Origin of the sequence: Burkholderia sp. lig30 (assembly GCF_000687455.2) — a bacterium.
Classification (GTDB): Bacteria; Pseudomonadota; Gammaproteobacteria; order Burkholderiales; family Burkholderiaceae; genus Burkholderia.
This window is the reverse complement of sequence record NZ_JGVW01000004.1, coordinates 1-19,354: the sequence shown is the minus strand read 5'-3', so window position 1 is coordinate 19,354 and position 19,354 is coordinate 1. Positions and strand designations below refer to the sequence as shown.

At 66.8% G+C, this 19,354-nt stretch carries 12 protein-coding genes, 1 rRNA gene and 1 pseudogene; 8 read left to right on the top strand and 6 right to left on the bottom strand.

The genetic code is table 11. From position 1 onward, the window contains the following. The first annotated feature begins 176 nt into the window (after positions 1–176). From rrf to LIG30_RS00380, 7 genes and pseudogenes are all read left to right on the top strand, one after another. A 5S ribosomal RNA gene (gene rrf, locus LIG30_RS00410) occupies positions 177–289 on the top strand. Positions 290–621: 332 nt separating this feature from the next. Further along, the gene (locus LIG30_RS00405; RefSeq protein ID WP_038708673.1) at positions 622–5,463 is read left to right on the top strand and encodes an NAD-glutamate dehydrogenase; all 4,842 of its coding nucleotides are present in this window, start codon (positions 622–624) and stop codon (positions 5,461–5,463) included. A gap of 317 nt (positions 5,464–5,780) precedes the next feature. After that, positions 5,781–6,288 (top strand): annotated as a pseudogene (locus LIG30_RS00400) (ProQ/FinO family protein); the annotation flags it as partial. A gap of 18 nt (positions 6,289–6,306) precedes the next feature. Then, entirely contained in the window at positions 6,307–6,633 is a 327-nt protein-coding gene (locus LIG30_RS00395) for an H-NS histone family protein (protein WP_038708671.1), read from the top strand. A gap of 444 nt (positions 6,634–7,077) precedes the next feature. Further along, the gene (locus LIG30_RS00390) at positions 7,078–8,097 is read left to right on the top strand and encodes an extracellular catalytic domain type 2 short-chain-length polyhydroxyalkanoate depolymerase (protein WP_038708669.1); all 1,020 of its coding nucleotides are present in this window, start codon (positions 7,078–7,080) and stop codon (positions 8,095–8,097) included. A gap of 83 nt (positions 8,098–8,180) precedes the next feature. After that, the gene (locus LIG30_RS00385) at positions 8,181–9,404 is read left to right on the top strand and encodes a polysaccharide pyruvyl transferase family protein (protein ID WP_038708668.1); all 1,224 of its coding nucleotides are present in this window, start codon (positions 8,181–8,183) and stop codon (positions 9,402–9,404) included. A gap of 194 nt (positions 9,405–9,598) precedes the next feature. Then, positions 9,599–9,931, top strand: coding sequence for a DUF2322 family protein (locus LIG30_RS00380; RefSeq protein WP_038708665.1), 333 nt, complete (start codon positions 9,599–9,601; stop codon positions 9,929–9,931). Positions 9,932–9,966: 35 nt separating this feature from the next. Here LIG30_RS00380 and LIG30_RS00375 read toward each other — a convergent pair whose 3' ends face one another. Together LIG30_RS00375 and LIG30_RS00370 are read right to left on the bottom strand one after the other, a co-directional pair. Beyond that, complete coding sequence (locus LIG30_RS00375; protein ID WP_038708664.1) at positions 9,967–11,160, bottom strand: porin; 1,194 nt, start codon at positions 11,158–11,160, stop codon at positions 9,967–9,969. Positions 11,161–11,374: 214 nt separating this feature from the next. Next, positions 11,375–11,863 (bottom strand): hypothetical protein, encoded by a 489-nt coding sequence (locus tag LIG30_RS00370; RefSeq protein WP_038708663.1) that lies wholly within the window; start codon positions 11,861–11,863, stop codon positions 11,375–11,377. 239 nt (positions 11,864–12,102) lie between these two features. On the opposite strand from LIG30_RS00370, the gene LIG30_RS00365 reads away from it, so the two are divergent. Next, a complete protein-coding gene (locus LIG30_RS00365) occupies positions 12,103–13,011 on the top strand; it encodes a patatin-like phospholipase family protein (protein ID WP_038708661.1) in 909 nt (302 codons plus the stop codon). Between the two features lie 104 nt (positions 13,012–13,115). Here the strand turns inward: LIG30_RS00365 and LIG30_RS00360 are convergent, their stop codons facing one another. The 4 genes from LIG30_RS00360 to LIG30_RS00345 all read right to left on the bottom strand — a co-directional run bounded on the left by LIG30_RS00360 (position 13,116) and on the right by LIG30_RS00345 (position 19,025). Continuing rightward, positions 13,116–14,669 carry a methyl-accepting chemotaxis protein gene (locus LIG30_RS00360; protein WP_038708660.1) on the bottom strand — a complete coding sequence of 518 codons (1,554 nt, stop codon included), beginning with the start codon at positions 14,667–14,669 and terminating at the stop codon, positions 13,116–13,118. A 661-nt stretch (positions 14,670–15,330) separates the two neighbouring features. Continuing rightward, entirely contained in the window at positions 15,331–16,014 is a 684-nt protein-coding gene (locus LIG30_RS00355; protein ID WP_038708659.1) for a Fe2+-dependent dioxygenase, read from the bottom strand. Next, complete coding sequence (locus LIG30_RS00350; RefSeq protein WP_038708656.1) at positions 16,011–16,778, bottom strand: tetratricopeptide repeat protein; 768 nt, start codon at positions 16,776–16,778, stop codon at positions 16,011–16,013. Before LIG30_RS00350 ends, LIG30_RS00355 begins: the two co-directional genes overlap by 4 nt. A gap of 3 nt (positions 16,779–16,781) precedes the next feature. Beyond that, a complete protein-coding gene (locus LIG30_RS00345; RefSeq protein WP_038708654.1) occupies positions 16,782–19,025 on the bottom strand; it encodes a TonB-dependent receptor in 2,244 nt (747 codons plus the stop codon). Positions 19,026–19,354: the final 329 nt, after the last annotated feature.

Sequence of the window (19,354 nt, the reverse complement as noted above, 5' to 3'; positions counted from 1 at the left end):
CGTAAGGCTTGATCCTATAACAAGTCTGCCTTGTCGATGATCGTTGGTGCTTCAGCACTTACGAGCATCCCATGCAGAGCGACAGACTTGTTTGATTCTCGTGTGCGATACACACAACCTGATTACTGCTTCTTCCGGATTGGTCGCGCTGCGAAGCACCGCGACAACCCCTTTTGCCTGATGACCATAGCGAGTCGGTCCCACCCCTTCCCATCCCGAACAGGACCGTGAAACGACTCTACGCCGATGATAGTGCGGATTCCCGTGTGAAAGTAGGTAATCGTCAGGCTCCCCCAAGCCAGAAACCCCCGCCCGACCCGGCGGGGGTTTTTGCATTTCCGGATCGCCGTCAGCTCCCCGAACCGCGCACCACCATTCAGCTGATGTAACCCGAGCTTCCCACGCGCGGTTTGCACGCCTGCGAATCGCCGCCCCGACACCCTCTGCGCGCCGCACCCCGCCGCCGGATACGCGGCCCGCTCCGCGCTGCATTCCCGCACGTCGTCCCGCCCGCTACCGGCCATCCGGCGCGATGTGCAGACGCACATGGCTCTTTCCCGCACGGAGTACATAATAGTCAACTGACGATGCCGTCGATGGTTACCCGCCGCGGAGGACGCCATGCACGCGAAGAACGAAGAAGTCGTCGCACACTTGCTCTCCGATGTCGTCGAATTCGCGCGCGGGCGATTGCCGGAACCGGCATTCCGGGTCGTCGAACCCTTTCTGCAGCATTACTACGACTTCGTCGACGCCGACGATCTCCAGAGCCGCGGCATTGCCGATCTCTACGGCGCCGCCATGGCCCACTGGCAGACCGCGCAACGGTTCGTCCCCGGCAGCGAACGGCTGCGCGTCTACAACCCGATCCTCGAGCAGCACGGCTGGCATTCGGACCACACGGTCATTGAAATCGTCAACGACGACATGCCGTTCCTCGTCGACTCGGTCTCGATGGCCGTCAATCGTCTCGGCCTCGCGATGCATTCTGCGATGCACCCCGTTTTCCGCATCTGGCGCGGCAAGGACGGCGGCATCGAGCGGGTAGGCGTCGGCGGCGCCGAGGCCGGCGACGGGCATTCGCAACTCGCGTCGTTCATCCATTTCGAAGTCGATCGTTGTGGCGATGCAGCAAAACTCGACGCATTGCGCGCCGACATTGCCCGCGTGCTCGGCGACGTACGCGCATCGGTCGAGGACTGGCCGAAGATCGTCGACATCGCGCGCAGCACGATCAAGGACATGAAGTCGCGCGAGACGACCGCCGAGGAGACCGAGGCACGCGCGTTCCTCGAGTGGATGGTCGCCGATCACTTCACGTTTCTCGGGCACCGCGACTACGCGCTCGTCTCGCACGGCTCCGGTTTCGCGCTGCGCGGCATGGAAAGCTCGGGGCTCGGCATCCTGCGCGAAGCGCTGCGCGCGCCCGGCACGTCGGACCTGACGCCGTTGCCGCCGGCTGCGACGGAAATCATATCCGGCGCATGGCCCATCTTTCTGACCAAGGCGAATTCGCGCGCCACGGTTCACCGGCCGGGCTATCTCGACTATGTCGGCGTCAAGCTGGTCGGGCCGGACGGCAAGGTGAGCGGCGAGCGGCGCTTCATCGGGCTCTATACGTCGACGGCCTATTTCGTTTCCTGCTCGGAAATCCCGATCGTGCGGCGCAAGTGCGCGAACATCGTGCGGCGCGCGGGCTTCCTGCCGAAAGGGCACCTCGGCAAATCGCTCGTGACCGTGCTCGAAAGCTATCCGCGCGACGAACTGTTCCAGGCCGACGAAGACCAGCTGTACGACATCGCGCTCGGCGTGCTGCGCCTGCAGGAACACCAGCGTACGCGGCTCTTCGTGCGGCGCGACCGGTTCGACCGTTTCGTGTCCTGTCTCGCGTTCGTGCCGCGCGACAAGTACAACACCGACCTGCGCCGGCGCATCGCGCGGCTGCTCGTCGACGCGTACAACGGCGTCACGGTGGAATTCACGCCGTTGCTGTCGGAATCGGCGATCGCGCGGATTCACTTCGTCATCCATGCGGAGCCGGGCACGATGCCCGACGTCGACACGCGCGAACTCGAGGCGCGGCTGATCCAGGCGACGCGCCGCTGGCAGGACGATCTTTCCGATGCGCTGCTCGACGTATTCGGCGAAGAGCAGGGCAACCGCCTGCTGCAGCGCTACGCCGATTCGTTTCCCGCGGGCTATCGCGACGACTATCCCGCGCGCACCGCGGTGCGCGACATCGAGCTGATCGAGCGCGTGCAGGGGACCGAGCATCTGGCGATGAATCTCTACCGGCCGATCGAGGCGGAGGCCCGTGCGTTCCGCTTCAAGGTCTACCGCGCGGGCGAGCCGATCGCGCTTTCGCGCAGCCTGCCGATGCTCGAACATCTCGGCGTGCGGGTCGACGAGGAGCGGCCGTACCGGATACAGGCGCACGATGCGGCGCCCGCGTGGATTCACGATTTCGGTCTCGAGCTGGCGGACGACACGGAATTCGATATCGAGCGCGTGAAAGGGCTGTTCGAGGATGCGTTCGAGCGGGTCTGGAGCGGGCGCATCGAGAACGACGATTTCAACCGCCTCGTGCTGCGCGCGCAGCTCAGCGCGCGCGAAGTCACGATCCTGCGCGCATATGCGAAATATCTGCGGCAGGTCGGCTCGACGTTCAGCGATGCCTATATCGAGCGCGCGCTGACCGGCAATCCGGCGATCGCGCGACAGCTCGTCGAGCTGTTCGTCGTGCGCTTCGATCCGCGCGTGGGCGACACGCGCGACGCGCAGGCAGAACGCCTGCTGAAAGCGATCGAGAGTGCGCTGGACCAGGTGCCCAACCTCGACGAAGACCGGATCCTGCGCCAGTTCCTCGGCGTCGTCAATGCGACGGTGCGCACGAACTACTACCGGCACGATGCGAACGGCGAGCCCAAGCCGTACCTGTCGTTCAAGTTCAATCCCGCGAAGGTGCCCGGCTTGCCGGAACCGAGGCCGATGTTCGAGATCTGGGTGTACTCGCCGCGTGTCGAAGGCGTGCATCTGCGCGGCGGACGCGTCGCGCGTGGCGGCTTGCGCTGGTCCGACCGGCGCGAGGACTTCCGCACCGAAGTGCTCGGGCTGATGAAGGCGCAGATGGTGAAGAACGTGGTGATCGTGCCGGTCGGGTCGAAAGGCGGTTTCGTGGTGAAGAATCCGCCGCCGCCGAGCGATCGAGAAGCGTGGATGCGCGAGGGGATCGCGTGTTACCAGACATTCCTGCGCGGCCTGCTCGACGTGACCGACAATCTCGCCAGCAACGCAGTCGTGCCGCCCGCCGACGTCGTGCGGCACGACGTCGACGACCCGTATCTGGTCGTCGCGGCCGACAAGGGCACGGCGACTTTCTCCGACTACGCGAATGCGATCGCGCAGGAGTATGGTTTCTGGCTCGACGACGCGTTCGCGTCGGGCGGCTCGGTCGGCTATGACCACAAGAAAATGGCGATTACCGCGCGCGGCGCGTGGGAATCGGTCAAGCGCCACTTCCGGGAAATGGGTGTCGACACCCAGGCGGCCGATTTCACGGTGGTCGGCGTCGGCGACATGTCGGGCGACGTGTTCGGCAACGGCATGCTGCTGTCGCCGCACATCAAGCTCGTCGCCGCATTCGATCACCGCCATGTCTTTCTCGATCCGGATCCCGATCCGGCGACGAGCTTCGCCGAGCGCGCGCGGCTCTTCGCGCTCGAGCGCTCCAGCTGGGCGGACTACGACTCGGCATTGATCTCGGCGGGCGGCGGTGTTTTCCCGCGCACCGCGAAGACGATTCCGCTGTCGCCGGCGGTCCGGGCCACGCTCGGCATCGATGCGGCGGCGCTCACGCCGAGCGAGCTGATTCGCGCGATCCTGCAGGCGCCCGTCGATCTGCTCTACAACGGCGGCATCGGCACCTACGTGAAGGCCGCGCGCGAGACCAACGCGCAGGTCGGCGACCGCGCCAACGATGCGGTCCGCGTGAACGGCTCGGAGCTGCGCTGCAAGGTCGTGGGGGAAGGCGGCAACCTCGGCTTCACGCAATTCGGGCGCATCGAGTTCGCGCAGCGCGGCGGACGCATCAATACCGATGCGATCGACAATTCCGCCGGCGTCGACTGCTCGGACCACGAGGTCAACATCAAGATCCTGCTCGGGCTGGTGGTCGCGGACGGCGAGATGACCGGGAAGCAACGCAACGCGCTGCTCGCGGACATGACCGACGAAGTCGGCCTGCTCGTGCTGCAGGACAATTACTACCAGACCCAGGCGCTGTCGATCGCGGGCCGCAACGGTGTCGAGATGCTCGATGCCGAGGCGCGTCTCGTGCGCTGGCTCGAACGCGCGGGCCGGCTGAACCGCGTGATCGAGTTTCTGCCGACCGACGAGGAAATCGCCGAGCGTCAGGCGGCGAAGCTCGGCCTCACGTCGCCGGAGCGCGCGGTGTTGCTCGCCTACAGCAAGATGTGGCTGTACGATGCGCTGCTCGATTCCGACGTGCCGGAAGATCCGCTCGTCGCCGACATGCTGGTCGACTATTTCCCGAAGCCGTTGCAGCAGCGTTTCAGCGAACCGATGCGCCGCCATCCGTTGCGGCGCGAGATCCTCGCGACCCATCTGACGAACGCGCTCGTCAACCGGGTCGGCTGCGCGTTCGTGCATCGCCTGATGGAGGAGACGGACGCGAAACCCGGCGACATCGTGCGCGCGTGCATCATGGCGCGCGACGTGTTCGACCTGGACGACATCTGGCGCGGCATCGACGCGCTCGACAATCGCGTCGCCGACGACGTGCAGGCGCGCATGTTCGTCGATGCCGCGCGGCTGCTCGAACACGCGGCGCTGTGGTTCCTGCGGCATCTGCAGTCGGGCGCGGCGGGCAACGGCGGCGTCGGCGAACTGCTCGCGCGGTGCCGCGATGCCGCGCAGCGGCTTGCGCCGCAACTGCCGGAACTGCTGCCGCCCGCCGATCTCGACACGTTGTCCGAGCGGCAGGGCGCGCTGGTGAACGCGGGCGTCGAAAGCGGTCTGGCGATGCGGGTCGCGAGCGGCGAGATGTCGGCCGCGCTGCTCGACATCGCCGATGTGGCCGCGACCTGCAATCGCAGCCTGGAACTCGTCGCGGGCGTTTATTTCGCGCTCGGCACGCAGCTCAATTACGGCTGGATCAGCGAACGCGCGGCGTCGCTGCCGACGCCCACGCATTGGGACGTGATGGCGCGCGCGGCGGCTCTCGCGGAAGTCGCGCGCCTCAAGCGCGCACTCACGACGAGCGCGCTTGCGCAGGCCGCCGAATCGGCGACGCCGGACACGATCGTCGACGCGTGGCGCGGCCGGCGCGAAGCAGCGCTCGAGCGCTATGCGCAACTGCTCGCCGAGTTGCGCGCGACGGGCGGCGCAAGCCTGTCCGTGCTGCTCGTGATCGTGCGCGAAATGGCGGCGCTGGAGCGGGCCTGACGCCGCGCCGCGGCGACGGCGTGCTTCCCGTTGTGACGGCTCGCTTCATCTGCGGCGCGTGCTGCGCCTCCGGCTCGAAGCCGTGCGAGAAGGCCGTCATGCCCGCCGCGCGCAGGCCGCTGAGCGACAAATGACCGCAACGGCCGATGGCGTGACGTCCGCGATTCGACATAACCCGGCGCGACGCGCCACCACGGGTGGCGACGCCGTGGCGGAATCCGCCAGTCTGTGTGGATAAGCGTTTATACGCGGTTTCGGATAGTCATCCTGCGCGGCTGATACAATCGGCACTTGTTTTTTTTCGTTGGCTTGACATTATGGGTTTTGAAAAGCTTGCTGGCTTGCGAGATCAACTTGCAAAAAAGTCCGAACGTGAACGGGTGGCAAAGCGTTCACCGTCGCGAAAGAGCGCGCCTGCCGCCCCGTCGAATCCAGTCGATCCGGTGGTACTCGCGATCGCGAAGCTCCAGAAGCGCTTTCCCGTCGCTTTCCCGCGAAATCCGGCACCGAAGGTGCCGCTGAAGGTCGGGATTCTGCACGATCTGGTTGCGCAGTCCGAGTCGCTCGGATTGAGCGAAGCGGAGTTGCGCGACGCGATGAAGACCTGGTGCCGTGGAAACCGTTACTGGACGTGCATGGTCGAGGGCGCCGCGCGCGTGGACCTGGCCGGCGCGGAAGCCGGCCAGGTGTCGCAGGCCGATGCGTTGCGCGCCATCCGCCTGAAGGCGCGCCGTCCGGCGAAGGCACCATCGCAGCCGGCAGCGACCGGAGAACAGTCGAAGTGACGAGCGGGGCCGGCGCGCGGCGCCGGAGTTCGCTCACCGCATGAATAAGAACGGCCCTATGACCTCCAACACAATTCAATCGCTGCAAAAGCAGCTCGGCCACATCAATCTGCTTCTCGACGAGGCAAAGAAGGAAGAGAAGGCAGCCGTATTGGCGTCGATCAAGGAACAGGTCCAGCAATACGGCATTACCGAGCTGGAGCTGCTGAGGGCGGCCGGCTTCGTGAAAGACAGGCCAAAGCGGGTTCCGGCCAAATACTACGACCCGTCATCGGGCAAATCGTGGTCGGGACGCGGCGCTTGCCCGAAATGGCTGATCGGCAAGAATCGGGACGATTACCTGATTCGCGAGGCCGCGAAGCCCTGGTGGCCGGGAGAAGACTGACCGGCGCATGCTTGCCGCATCTGACCTGTCAACTCAGGCAGGTGCGCCCCCACGAATTTTCATGCACCTTTCGGCAATCGCGATTCGCCACGCGCAGGCGTCCGATGCGCGCGGGAGGCCGGCCGTGTGTCATTGCCCTGCGCCCCGGCGCGCTGCCTCGAAAACGACACGAGCGGGATGACACAATGCGCGGTCGAGCGGTGGGCTGCATGGTGCGGCTTGTTGTCTGCAGGCTTCGCGGCTACTCCCGCGAGGCGCCCGATCGAATCTGCCCGCGCTCCGACGCGCATGCGGCAGCATTCAGGCGAGCCTTGTGCGGCCTTCTCTCCGGAGCCGGGGGGACGCCCCATCGCGTGACTTGAAACACGGCGTGGTCAGGTCGTCGACGACGCCGTTCATAGATGTTCCGTGCAATCGACCCTTCGATGAAACAGGAGTATCGCCATGAAAGTCCGCCGTGTCCTCACTGCCGCCATGATCGGCGTCGCGCTGTGCACCCGTGTCGCGTTCGCTGCCGATCCGCTTCCGGCGCTCGGTGCCGATCCTTCCCGTACGTCCGTTTCCGGCCTGTCGTTCGGCGCATTCATGGCCGTCCAGTATCAGGTCGCCTTTTCCAGCTCGGTCATCGGCTCGGGCATCGTCGCGGGCGGTCCCTATTACTGCGCGGCCGGCAATCTGTTCAATGCCGGCATCTGCATGGGGCAGGTGCCGTTCGTGCCGCCGAATCCGTCGCTGATGGTGACCGCCGCGCGGGGATTCGCCGGGCTCGGTCAGATCGATTCGCTGGACGAACTGCAGCACGACCGCATCTATGTGTTCAGCGGCACCCGGGACACGGTCGTGTACCAGCAGGCGGTCGATGCGACGGTGTCGTTCTTCAAGCAGGCCGGCGTACCCGACGGCAATCTCAAGTATGTGAACAATCTGCCAGCGGGCCATGCGTTGATTACGCCGTCGTTCGGCAACGCCTGCCCGGCGAACCAGGCTCCGTACATCAGCCATTGCACCGTCGAGAAGCACAGCTACGATCAGCCGGGCGCGCTGCTGCAGTTCATTTATGGCCGGCTGAATCCGCCCGCGCAACAGTTGAGCGGGAAGATCGTCGCCTTCAACCAGCGCGAATTCGCCGGCGCATCGACCGGAATGGCCGACGAGGCCTATGCGTACGTTCCCCGGTCTTGCGCGCAGGGCGCGGCATGCAGCATCCACGTCGCGTTCCACGGCTGCAAGCAGTCGGCGAGCGTCGTCGGCAACGATTTCTACGAGAAGACCAGCTACAACCGCTGGGCCGACAGCAACAACATCGTGGTCCTGTATCCGCAGGTCGACGCGTCCGCCATTCCGTACAACCCGCAAGGCTGCTGGGACTGGTTCGGCTATACCGGGCAGAACTACGCGCTGAAGACTGCCGCGCAGATGGTCGCGGTCAACGCGATGATCGGCCGGCTCACGTCGAAGCCGTAACATTGCGAGATCCATCCATGCGGGGTCCGTGCGCTGCGGCCGGGGGCCGTGGCGCCTGACGGGCGGGGCTTCAGGTCGCTTCCATGCCACATCGTGCGCCAGCAGGCGCGCCGACGGTACTGTTCGGCGCATTCGACCGGCACAATTTCGGAGACCTCCTGTTTCCGCATGTCGTCGCGCGCATGCTGGCCCGGCGGGAGGTCGTGTTTGCCGGCCTGGCGGCGCGCGACCTGCGCCCTTATGGCGGCCATCACGTCCGTGCCATCGGCGAGATCGCGGCGGATTCGTGCGCGCGCACGCTGGACGTCATCCATGTCGGCGGCGAACTGCTCACCTGCGACGCGTGGGAGGCCGCGGTCATGCTGTCGCCGCCCGACGCGTTGCAGGCGGCCATCGCCAGCGAGGACGCGTGGCGGCACGACAGGCTCGCGTGGGCGCAGGCCCGCCTTGGCATCGCCGCGCTGGCGCCCTATGTGCTTTCGAGGCAATCGTTGCCGCGCGCACGGGTGGCGCGGATGTGCTTCAACGCGGTCGGCGGCGTCGATCTGTCCGCGCGCGATCCGGCGCTGCGGGCCGAGGTGCTGGCCAAACTGAAGGAGGCGGACGACGTCAGCGTGCGCGACCGGCACACGCAAGCGCTGTTGAGCGCATCGGGCGTCGCCGCCCGGCTCGTGCCCGATCCCGCGGTCATGGTGGCGGAACTGTTCGGCAGCAGGATTCGCCGCCGCGCGGCGACGGGCGCGGTGAGGGCGATGCACGAGACCTTTCCGAGCGGCTACGCCGCCGTGCAGTTCAGCGGCGACTTCGGCGACGACGAGACGCTCGACGCGATTGCCCGCCAGCTCGACCGCGTGGCGAGCGCGCATGGCCTCGGCGTGGCGTTGTTCCGGGCCGGCGCCGCGCCGTGGCATGACGATCTCGCGTGCTACCGGCGCGTCGCGTCGCGCATGTGCAGTGCGTCGGTCGCGCTGTTCGACTCGCTGGATCTGTGGGACATCTGCGCGTTGATCGCGCACAGCCGTGTCTATTGCGGCAGCAGCCTGCACGGCAGGATCGTCGCGATGGCGTTCGCGCTGCCGCGCGTCGATGTGAGCCACCCCGCGCACCGCATGCTGCCGACCAAACAGGCGGCGTTCGCGCAGACCTGGGAACCGCCCGACATGCCGGCCGCCGTCGGCGTGCCGGACATCGCGGATGCGGTCGATCGCGCGCTGGCCGCCGATCGCGCCGTGCTGGCGCGCACTGCCCGGGAACTGGCCGACCGATACCGGGAGGGATTCCGGCCCGTCAGCGAAGGCTTCGCCTGACATACGTCGAGTATTCGCTTCGTCGCATTCCTCGCGCTCGGCCCTTCTGGCGGCCAGCGCAAGCCCGCTATTAGCGTGAACAGGCCCTGGCGGCATGCGTGCCGGATTCGCCGGCGTGGCCGGCCGACGCGCGACACCCGATCGGATAAGATACGGCCCGTCAGGCCATTTCCCGAACAGACGGAGTGTTTTCAGTGATTCAACCGAGCAACGCATTCAAGGACAACCTCGCCCAACTGCCCGCCATCGACGGTATCGAGCGCATCGATCTGGTCGACGGCAACGGCGCCGTGGTGGCAAGCATCGAGAACATGCCGGGCAAGCAAGGCTCGCTGGCGGTGTATCACTACCTCCGGCAAGCATTCGGCACGCTGGACGCCCGTGCGGCCGAGCATGGCCTCGCGGTGTTCGCCGAACACACGGCCGATGCGCGTAACCGCCCGGGCGCTCACCCGAACGTCGACCGCCTGCTCGCGATCGCGGCAGGCGGCGAAGCATTGCGTATCGACGTCGTCGCTCGAGCCTGAGCGCGGCAGGGCGCGCCGACCTGGCGCGCTGCCCGTCAGAACTTCTGACGCAACCCGAGACTGACGATCGCTTGCGATTGCGATGCGCCGGAGTGGGTGTTTGCCTTGTCCGACACCGACGCGGTGGCGGCCACCGGATGGCCGAGCGCATCGAGTGTCATGCCGGACGCATGCTGGTACGCGCCGAGCAGATACACGCTGGTGCGCACCGACAGATCGTAGACCGCGCCCAGCGTGACGTTGTGATACTGCGCGGCGTCGCCGAGCCCGTCGATGCCGCTGCCGCGCGTATAGCTGTAGCCGGCGAACAACTGGGCCTGCGGCTGCACCTTCCAGCTCGCGAAGGCGCCCGCGACGTTGAAGGTCGCGTGGCCGGCGAACAGCGAGCGATCGCCGGCGCGATACTGCACGTTGCTGTAGTTCACGCCGACGACCGTCGAGCCGAAGTCGTAGGTCGCGCCCGTCGCGACGACCTGCTGCGACCGCGCGCTCGCGTAACCTTCGTTGATCGAAGAATTGAACAGGCCGTCGTCGCTGCCTTGCCACTTGCCGATGGTCGTGTCGCCCGGGCCGCTCTTGCTGTTGTCCGAGCGTTCGTAGCCGACGCCGACGTGCAGCGGGCCGAGCGCATACCCCGCGCCCACGCTCCACGTATTGCGCTGCTTCATGCTGCCGGGCTGGCCGCCGAAGCCGTACAGCGCGCCGAACGTGAAGCCCGCATAGGTCGCGCTCGTGTACTTGATCGAATTGTCGACGCGCGCGGTCTGGTCGAGGTCGTCGATGTCGCCCGGGTGCGCACCGAAGCCGCCGATGAACGACGAAGGACCGACCGGGCTCACGAAGTCGTCGAGCGACGTGTACTGGCGGCCGAGCGTCACCGAGCCATAGCGGTTGCTTCCGGCGCCGACGAATGCCTGTCGGCCGAACTGCCGGCCGCCCTGGCCGGACTGGCCGTTGGTGATGTCGAAACCGTTCTCCAGCATGAACAGCGCGCGCCAGCCGTCGCCGAGATCTTCCGTCCCCCTGAGGCCCCAGCGGCTGCCGGACAGGTTGCCGCTCGTGAGCGCGACGTTCGGGTGCCCGGTGTAGGCGCCGGCCGACCCGGTGCGTTCGTTGCTGCGGTAGGTGATGCCCGCGTCGACGATGCCGTACAGGGTGACGGCGCTTTGCGCGGATGCGATGCCGGCGAGCGAAAGCAGCAGCGGGGCTGCTGCGAGGTGTTTTCTCATTGTCATGGAGTGTCTCCGAGCGGGGGAACCCGTCTTATTAGGTTGCTTGTGGCGAGTCGATATGGCTCGAGCGCGTCGTGCCGCGGTACGGCACGACGGAAGCCAATCGGCGCGTATCATAAATGGAACCGGTCCCATTCGTGAGCGCAATGGCGGAAACAAATTGTTGCGAAAAACGAGATAGTGCGCGGAGCGGCGTGCCGCTCGCGTGTGGTCAATCCGGCCGTTCGAATCCCGTCTCGACCCAGCGTTCCGCGCTCGCCTTGCTGAGCTTGAATCCCGCCGACACCTTGGCGTGCGCGAGCGGCGTGCCGTCCGGCGCGAAGGCCTGAAGGTCGGCGTAGGGTTCGTATTCGTCCGGCACGATGTCGAGCGTCACGTCGACCGCCTGGCCGTCCACCCAGACCGTCACGCCCTTGTGCAGCATCGCGTGGCGCTGCTGCTCGTGACGGCGCAACACCTCGGAAGCGGTCTTGACCAGCGTGCGGAACGCGTTGGCATCGAGCGGCTTCGGGTTCTTCTTGTCGCGTCCCATCGTCCACGGGCCGACGAGCGCTGGCTCGGCCTCGCCGTCCTTGATCATCGCAACCGCCCAGCCGTCGTCGTCTTCGTTCTTGATGACGCGCGCGGTCCAGCCGTCGTCGCGCCAGAGGCCGTTCTCGTGGACTGTCGTGTCGTCGGATTGCAGGTCGGAATCGGTCATGAGTCTTGGAATCGGCGAGGGGGCGCGCGAAGCCGTGGCGCGCCTCTCTGAATGTGCATTCGGGGGAGGCGATTTTAACCGCTGACCGGCATGCCGGTGCCGGCCGGCGCAGTGCGCCGGCCGAATGGCCGGGTGCCGGGCGCATCCGCAGAGGGTTTTCAGCAGGACATCGAATCTGCCGCGCGGTCCATCATCATGGATTGAAGAACGATGCCGCTTGCATCGTCAGGGGGCGCGTCATGAATCCCGATCCCGTTCCTTCAACCGCATTCGTGTTCGCCGGCGGCGGCAGTCTCGGCGCAATCGAGGTCGGCATGCTGCGCGAATTGATCGCGAGCGGCGAGCGTCCCGATTGCGTCGTGGGCGCATCGGCGGGCGCGATCAATGCCGCGTACTTCGCCGGGCGGCCGGACGAGGAGGGCGTGGCGATGCTCGCCGCGCTATGGGGCAGGATCCGGCGGCAGGACGTGATGCCGTTTTCGATGATGGGGCTGCTCTCGATGGTCCTGCGCAACCGGACGCATCTCGTCGAGGCCCGTGCGCTGCGCGTGCTGCTGGAGCAGAACCTGCCGTATCGGCGGATCGAGCAGGCGGCGTTGCCGCTTCACATCGTCGCGACCGACATGCTGAACGGCCGCGAAGTCGTGCTGTCGGCCGGCCCCGTCGTCGATGCCGTGCAGGCGAGCGCGGCGATTCCCGGCGTGTTTCCGCCGGTTCGCATCGGCGATATGGAACTCGTCGACGGCGGCGTCGCGAACAACACGCCGATCTCGGTCGCGGTCGCGCTGGGCGTCAAGCGCATCGTCGTCCTGCCGGCCGGATTCGCGTGCGCGCTGCGTACCCCGCCGCGCAGCGCCATCGCGCATGCGACGCATGCGTTGACGCTCGTGATCGCCCGCCAGCTCGTGCGCGATCTCGAGCTCTATGCGGCGCGCGTGCAGATCCACGTCGTGCCGCCGCTCTGTCCGCTGGAAGTGTCGTCTTACGATTACTCGCAGTGCGCCGAGCTGATCGACAGGGCCGCGCGGACAACGCGTGCATGGATCGAGGACGGCGGGCTCGCGTGCAGCGCGATCCCGAGCGCATTGCTGGAGCACGATCATGCGGCCGGACCGTCGCCGTGCGGGGCGGCCGGGCTCGATCGCTAGCGGAACCGGGATCAAAAAAAACAGCGCCACGAGGGCGCTGCGCGAGGGGTTTGCGTGTCGCGGGCCGTGACGGTGAAGCGCCATCGGCCCGCGCTGCCGAACGATCAGGCCGGCAACGCGAATCGCGTCACCGCGTCCCGCAGCGCCTCCGCCTGGTCCCGCAGCGAATGCGCGGCGGCGGCGGCCTCTTCGACGAGCGCGGCGTTCTGCTGCGTGACCTGATCCATCTCGCCGACCGCGCGATTGACCTGCTCGATCCCCGCGCTCTGTTCGCGCGACGCGTTGCTGATCTCGTCGAGAATCTCGTTCACGCGCCGCACCGACTGCACGACCTCGCCCATCGTCGTGCCCGCGCGCGTGACGAGCGTCGCACCTTGCTCGACGGTTTCGTTCGACGATTCGATCAGTGTCTTGATTTCCTTGGCCGCCGTCGCCGACCGCTGCGCGAGCGAGCGCACTTCCGCCGCGACCACCGCGAAGCCGCGGCCCTGTTCGCCCGCGCGCGCGGCCTCGACCGCCGCGTTGAGCGCGAGGATGTTGGTCTGGAACGCGATGCCGTCGATCACGCCGATGATGTCGCCGATCTTGCGCGAGCGGTCGGTGATCTCGTCCATCGTGCGCACGACGTCCTCGACCACCACGCTGCCGCGCGTCGCGACCTGCGCGGCCTGATCGGCGAGGCTGGCCGCCTGCGCAGCGCTGTCGGCGTTCTGCTTCACGTTCGCGGTCATCTGGTCCATGCTCGACGCCGTCTGGACGAGCGCGGCGGCCTGTTCCTCGGTGCGTTGCGACAGGTCGGTGTTCCCGGCGGCGATTTCGCTGGCGCCGACGTTGATGTTCTCGGTGCCGGCGCGCACGCGCGACACCATGTCGATCAGCGCGCCCTGCATCGCGTGCAGCGCGTGCAGCAGGCTGCCCGGGTTCTCGTGCTTCACGTCGACGCGCGAGGTCAGGTCGCCCTGCGCGATGCGCTGCGCGGTATCGAGCGCCGCTTCCAGTTCGCCGCCGAGATTCGCGCGCACGCTGCGCACCACGAGCAGCATCACGATGGTCGCGATGGTGCCGAGCACGGTCGTCATCGCGAGCCAGCGGCCGACGCTCGCCAGCACTGCTGCCTGCACGTCGTCCGTGTACATGCCGGTCACCACATACCAGTCCCACGGCGCGAAGCGTTGCACCGCGCTGGTCTTCGGGATCGGCTTGTCCGCGCCCGGCCGCGGCCAGTAATAGTCGAAATAGCCCTTGCCGGCCCCTTGGTTGGCCGCTTTCACCGCTGCGACGAACACATGCGTGCCCTTCGGGTCGGTGAGCTGGGACACATCCTTGCCGTTCAGCTCCGGCTTGATCGGATGCATGATCATCCGCGGCGTCGAATCGTTGAGTGCCATGTAGCCGTCGCCGTTATAGCGCATCGCCGCGATCGCCTCGATCGCCTTCTGCTTTGCGTCGGCTTCCGTCATCGCATTCTGCTGCGACAGCTTGTAGAAGTGATCGGCCACGCTGGTGGCCTGTGCGACCAGTGTGGCGAGCTGTTCGCGACGGTCCTCGATCATCGACGTGCGCGTTTGCCATGCGCCCAGCCCGGCGATGACCAGCAGGCCGAGCCACAAGATGACGATCATCGAAGCGAGTTTCTGGTTCAGAGTGAGATTGCGCATGCTCTTTACGGTGGTCGAATGAGCGCGCCGGACAGGCGCGGCGGGATAACTTCTTGTCGGCGCGGGCGCGGCGTCCCCGCAGGCGGGAAATCCCTAGGCGACAGCGGACAAAAAGACATGCAGGAGCGGGGCAATGCGCTGGTTCGGCGCGCGGAGATTGGCGCTGCATGCAAGGTGCGACGCGAAGCCAGTCATGCCGTGGCGAGGTGGCGGGGGCGATCACGCTTGCGGCGCGTGCGCACGCGTGACGGCGCGAACGGCGGCGCGCGACGCATTGCGCGCCGCGTCCCGACATGCGCATTCATTGCGCTATCGCAAACTCGCGTTGCCGTGCGACGTCAGCACCGCTGCGCATGCGCCGCGGCGGTGCCGCCCCCGGAATGGGGGCGGGAATGGAAGCGCGCTCAGACCGGGTCCTTGCTTGGCGGTCCTTCCGGCTGCTGCGGATTGTCGTGATGCCCTGGTGACGGCGGGGTGAGCGGATCGCCTTCGGGATCACGGTTCGGGTCCGCCGGGGGCTCCGGCAGGGGCGTCGTGTGGTCGGCCATGGAATACTCGCGAAATCGTAACGGCCGCCGCGCGAAATGCCGGTGCCTCGATTTCTTTATAGGCAATCGGGCGCGCGTTTGCACCCGGTTTGTATCTCGCCCCGATTCGCGCGTTACGCGTCGGCCCAGCGGCGCAGCAGGTTGTGGTAAACGCCTGTCAGCGCGATGACGGAGGCGTCCTGCGCGCCTTTTTCCGCGGTGAGCCGCTGGATCTGCGTGTCGAGCTGGAACAGCAGCGTGCGGTCCGCGTCGTCGCGGACCATGCTCTGAATCCAGAAGAACGATGCGACCCGCGCGCCGCGCGTGACCGGCGTGACGTGATGCAGGCTCGACGCCGGGTACAGCACCAGGTCGCCGGCGGGCAGCTTCGCGCGGTGCATGCCGTAGGTGTCCTCGACGCATAGCTCGCCGCCGTCGTACGCGTCCGGCTCTGCGAGGAACAGCGTCGCGGACAGGTCGCTGCGGATGCGGAAATCGGTGCCGCGCAGCAGCCGGATCGCATTGTCGACGTGCGTGCCGAACGTCTCCCCGCCTTCGTAGCGATTGAACAGCGGCGGAAAGACCTTCAGCGGCAGCGCCGCCGAAAAGAACAGCGCGTTGCGCGCGAGCGCGTCCTGGATCGCGTCGCCGACGGCGCGTGCCGCGAGCGAGCCTTCGGGTAACTGGCGGTTGCGCTTCGCAAGCGCGGACTGCGTGCCGGACGTCGCGTTGCCGTCGGCCCATTCGGCGCAGTCGAGCCGTGCGCGGCATTGCGCGACCTGCGCCTTGGTCAGCACGCCGGGAAGATGCAGCATCATGATGCGGATTCCATATCGGGTGACGGCGCGCGTGGCGGCACGCTGGCCGCGGCCGCGCGAAACGCGTCGATCGGCGACCCCGCAAGATACGCGTGCATTTTCGCGACGAAGGCAGGTGTCGCGGTTGCCGGTACCCGCGCGAGCCACGCGAGCGCTTCGTCGATCCGTCCGCGTTCGCCGAGCAGCCGCGCATAGTTGAACTGGCCACGGAAATCGCCGGCCTCGGCGGCGCGGCGGTAATGGTCGAAGGCGGCGGCCGGATCGGCGGGGATGGCCCAGCCGTCTTCGTAGAAGCCGCCGATCAGGTTGAGCGATTTCGCATGGCCGAGCGCGGCGGCGCGCCGAAACCACGCGAGCGCTTCGACGCGGTCTTCCTCGATGCCGTTGCCGAGCGCGAGCGCGGTCGCGTAGTTGTACATGCCCCAGTCGAGGCCGGCCCGCGCGGCGAGCCGGTACCAGTACACGGCGACCGGCGCGCACACGGCTGTGCCCCAGCCGAATTCGTAGCATCGTCCGGCCATGTTCATCGCCATCGGATGATCGGCGTTCGCCGCATGCCGGAACCAGACGAGCGCGGCGGCGGGATCGCGCGGCACGCCGTGGCCGTCGAGCAGGTATTGCCCGTAGACGGCCTGCGCCTCGACGATGCCGTTCCCGGCTGCCGCCGCGACCCACGCGGCGGCGCGCTCGGGCGGCCCGGACAGGATCGCCGCCAGCTCGCGGGGCGACGCCGCCGCGAGCGCGCTGAGGGAAACGGCCTCCATCGCTCAGTAGCGCGCGTTGAGCGTGAAGAACGCCGAGCGTCCGGGCGCGATCGACGCGTAGTGCGCCGGATACGCCTGGTCGAAGTACGTGCGGTTGAACAGGTTCTGCACGTTCAGCTGCAGGTCGAGCTTCTTGTTGAAGCGGTACTGCGCCATCGCGTCGAAGCGCCAGTACGACGGCACCGCACGCAGGTTCGCGGTGTCGCCGAACACCTTCGACATGTAGAACGCGCCGCCGCCGAGCGTGAGTTTCGGCGTCACGTCGTAGTTGGTCCACATCGTGAAGCTGTGCTTCGGCGTCTGCGGGAACTGGTGGCCGTTGCTCGCCGCATCCTTGCCGTTGTCGCGCAGTTCGCTCTTCATGTACGTGTAGCCGCCGAACACCTGCCACGCCTTCGTCAGCTGGCCCGCGACGCCGAGTTCGAGGCCCTGGACGCGCTTGTCGCCGACCATCGCGTACTGGTTGTTCGGCAGCGTCACGCGTGCGTTGGTCGTGTCGATCTGGAACAGCGCGGCGGTGAGCGACAGCATGTCGTTCAGCACGTTCCACTTCGTACCCAGTTCGATGCTGCGGTTCTTCTCCGGCGACATCTGGTCGGCGTTCGGGCCGACGCCGCCGCGGCCCGGCGTCAGCGACTGCGATTCCGCGCCTTCGCCGAGCAGCATGCCGGCCGGCGTCGACGACGTCGCGTACGACGCGTAGATGCTGCCGTTGCTCGCCGGCTTGAACACGAGGCCGAGCTGCCAGTTGAAGAGCGTGTCGTCGCGCGTATAGGTCTTGCCGCCGTTCGCTTGCGTGTCGGTGAAGCGCGTCGAATAGTCGTCGAGACGCAGTCCCGCATTGACTTGCCAGCGCGGCGTCAGCTCGATCGTGTCGAAGCCGTAGATCGATTTCGTGGCGGTGCGCGCGTGCGCGTAGTCGTTGTTGCGCGTGATCGAGCCGGCCCACGGATCGTTCGGATTCGGCGACCAGAGGCTCGTGCAGTTGTAGCCCGACGCCGCGCCGATGCCTTGCTGGCAGATCGTGCCCTTGTCCGTCGCGACGGTGTACGTGTCGCGCTTGCCCCATTCTCGCGACAGCTCGATGCCGGTCGTGAAGCTGTGCTTGAACGGGCCGGTGTGGAATTCGCCGAACAGCTCGGTCAGGTTCGCGAGGCTGTTGATCGAGCTGTTGCGATTGTTGTTGCGGCGCCAGACCTTGCCGTTGACGACGTTGCCCTGGCTGTCGTCAGGCTGGGTCCAGATGTAGTCCTGCGTCGATTCCGTGTAGCGCGTCGTGTTGCGGATCGTCAGCGACGGCGTGATGTCGTGCTCGATCTTCAGCGTGCTGATGTCGGACGTCGTCCTGCGGAAATCGCGGTCGACCAGCCCGTAGAAGTTGTGACGGTTCACGTTGGCCGGGTAGATCGTGTCGACGTTCGCGGGCTTGTTCGAGGCCGTATGGAAATACGGAATGCCGCCATCGGGCAGGTCGTCGGTGGACAGGTGGTAGTAGCTCGCGGTGACGCGGGTCGGCGTGCCGAGGCCGAACGCGACCGACGGCGCGACGCCCCAGCGCGAATTGTTGACCGCGTCGCGGCCGGCGACGTCGTTGTAGTGGCTCATCAGGTTGAGGCGGAATGCCGCGTGATCGGCGAACTGCCAGTTGCCGTCGGCGGTGAAGCGGCGGTAGCTGTCGGTGCCGAGGCCCGCGCTGCCGGCTGCCGTCGTGCCGAGGTGCGGTGCCTTGGTGATCAGGTTCACACTGCCGCCCGCGCCGCCGCGACCGCCGTACGCGCCGTCCGAGCCCTTCGTGATTTCGATGCGCTCGGTGTTGAAGATTTCGCGCGTCGTCGCGCCGGTGTCGCGCATGCCGTCGACGAACATGCTGCCTTGCGTGTCGTAGCCGCGGAGGAACGGCCGGTCGCCGAGCGGGTTGCCGCCTTCGCCCGCGCCGAACGTGATGCCGGGCACGGTGCGCAGCGCTTCGGTGAGCGTCGCCGCGCCGCTGTTCTGGATCAGCTCCTGCGGGATCACGGTGACCGATTTCGGCGTATCGACGAGCGGCGCGGTGAATTTTGCCGACGCGGAGAAATCCGCCTTGTAGCTGCGCTCGGTCTGGCCCTTGATCTCGATCGGCGCGAGATGACCGTCCTGGCCGGCTGGCTCGGGTGGCGGCGTGCCGTCCGCGAACGCGGGGCTTGCCGCGAGCACGCTGCACAGGGTGGTGAATTTGCGGAGCTTCAACTCGTCGGGGCGTGGCTTCATCGCTGCATGGACCTCGATTGGTGTGGTCGGGTGGCCGGCGGCGACCGAGGTGGTGCGCCGTGCGGCCCGGAAGTATTACGAATTGTTTTCAGCGGGCATTCTATGTAATTTATTTATAAATGAGAAGCGTTCTCGTTTGCATTGTTTAAAAAATGTGTCGCCGGGAGTGACTCGCGGGTGCGGGAAAGCGGGGAAGCGGGAAGCGGGAAGCGGGAAGCGGGAAGCGGGAAGCGGGAAAGCGGGAAGCGGGAAGCGGGAAAGCGGGAAGCGGGAAGCGGGAAGCGGGAAATGGGAGGCGGGAGGCGGGAGGCAGAGGGCAGAGGGCAGAG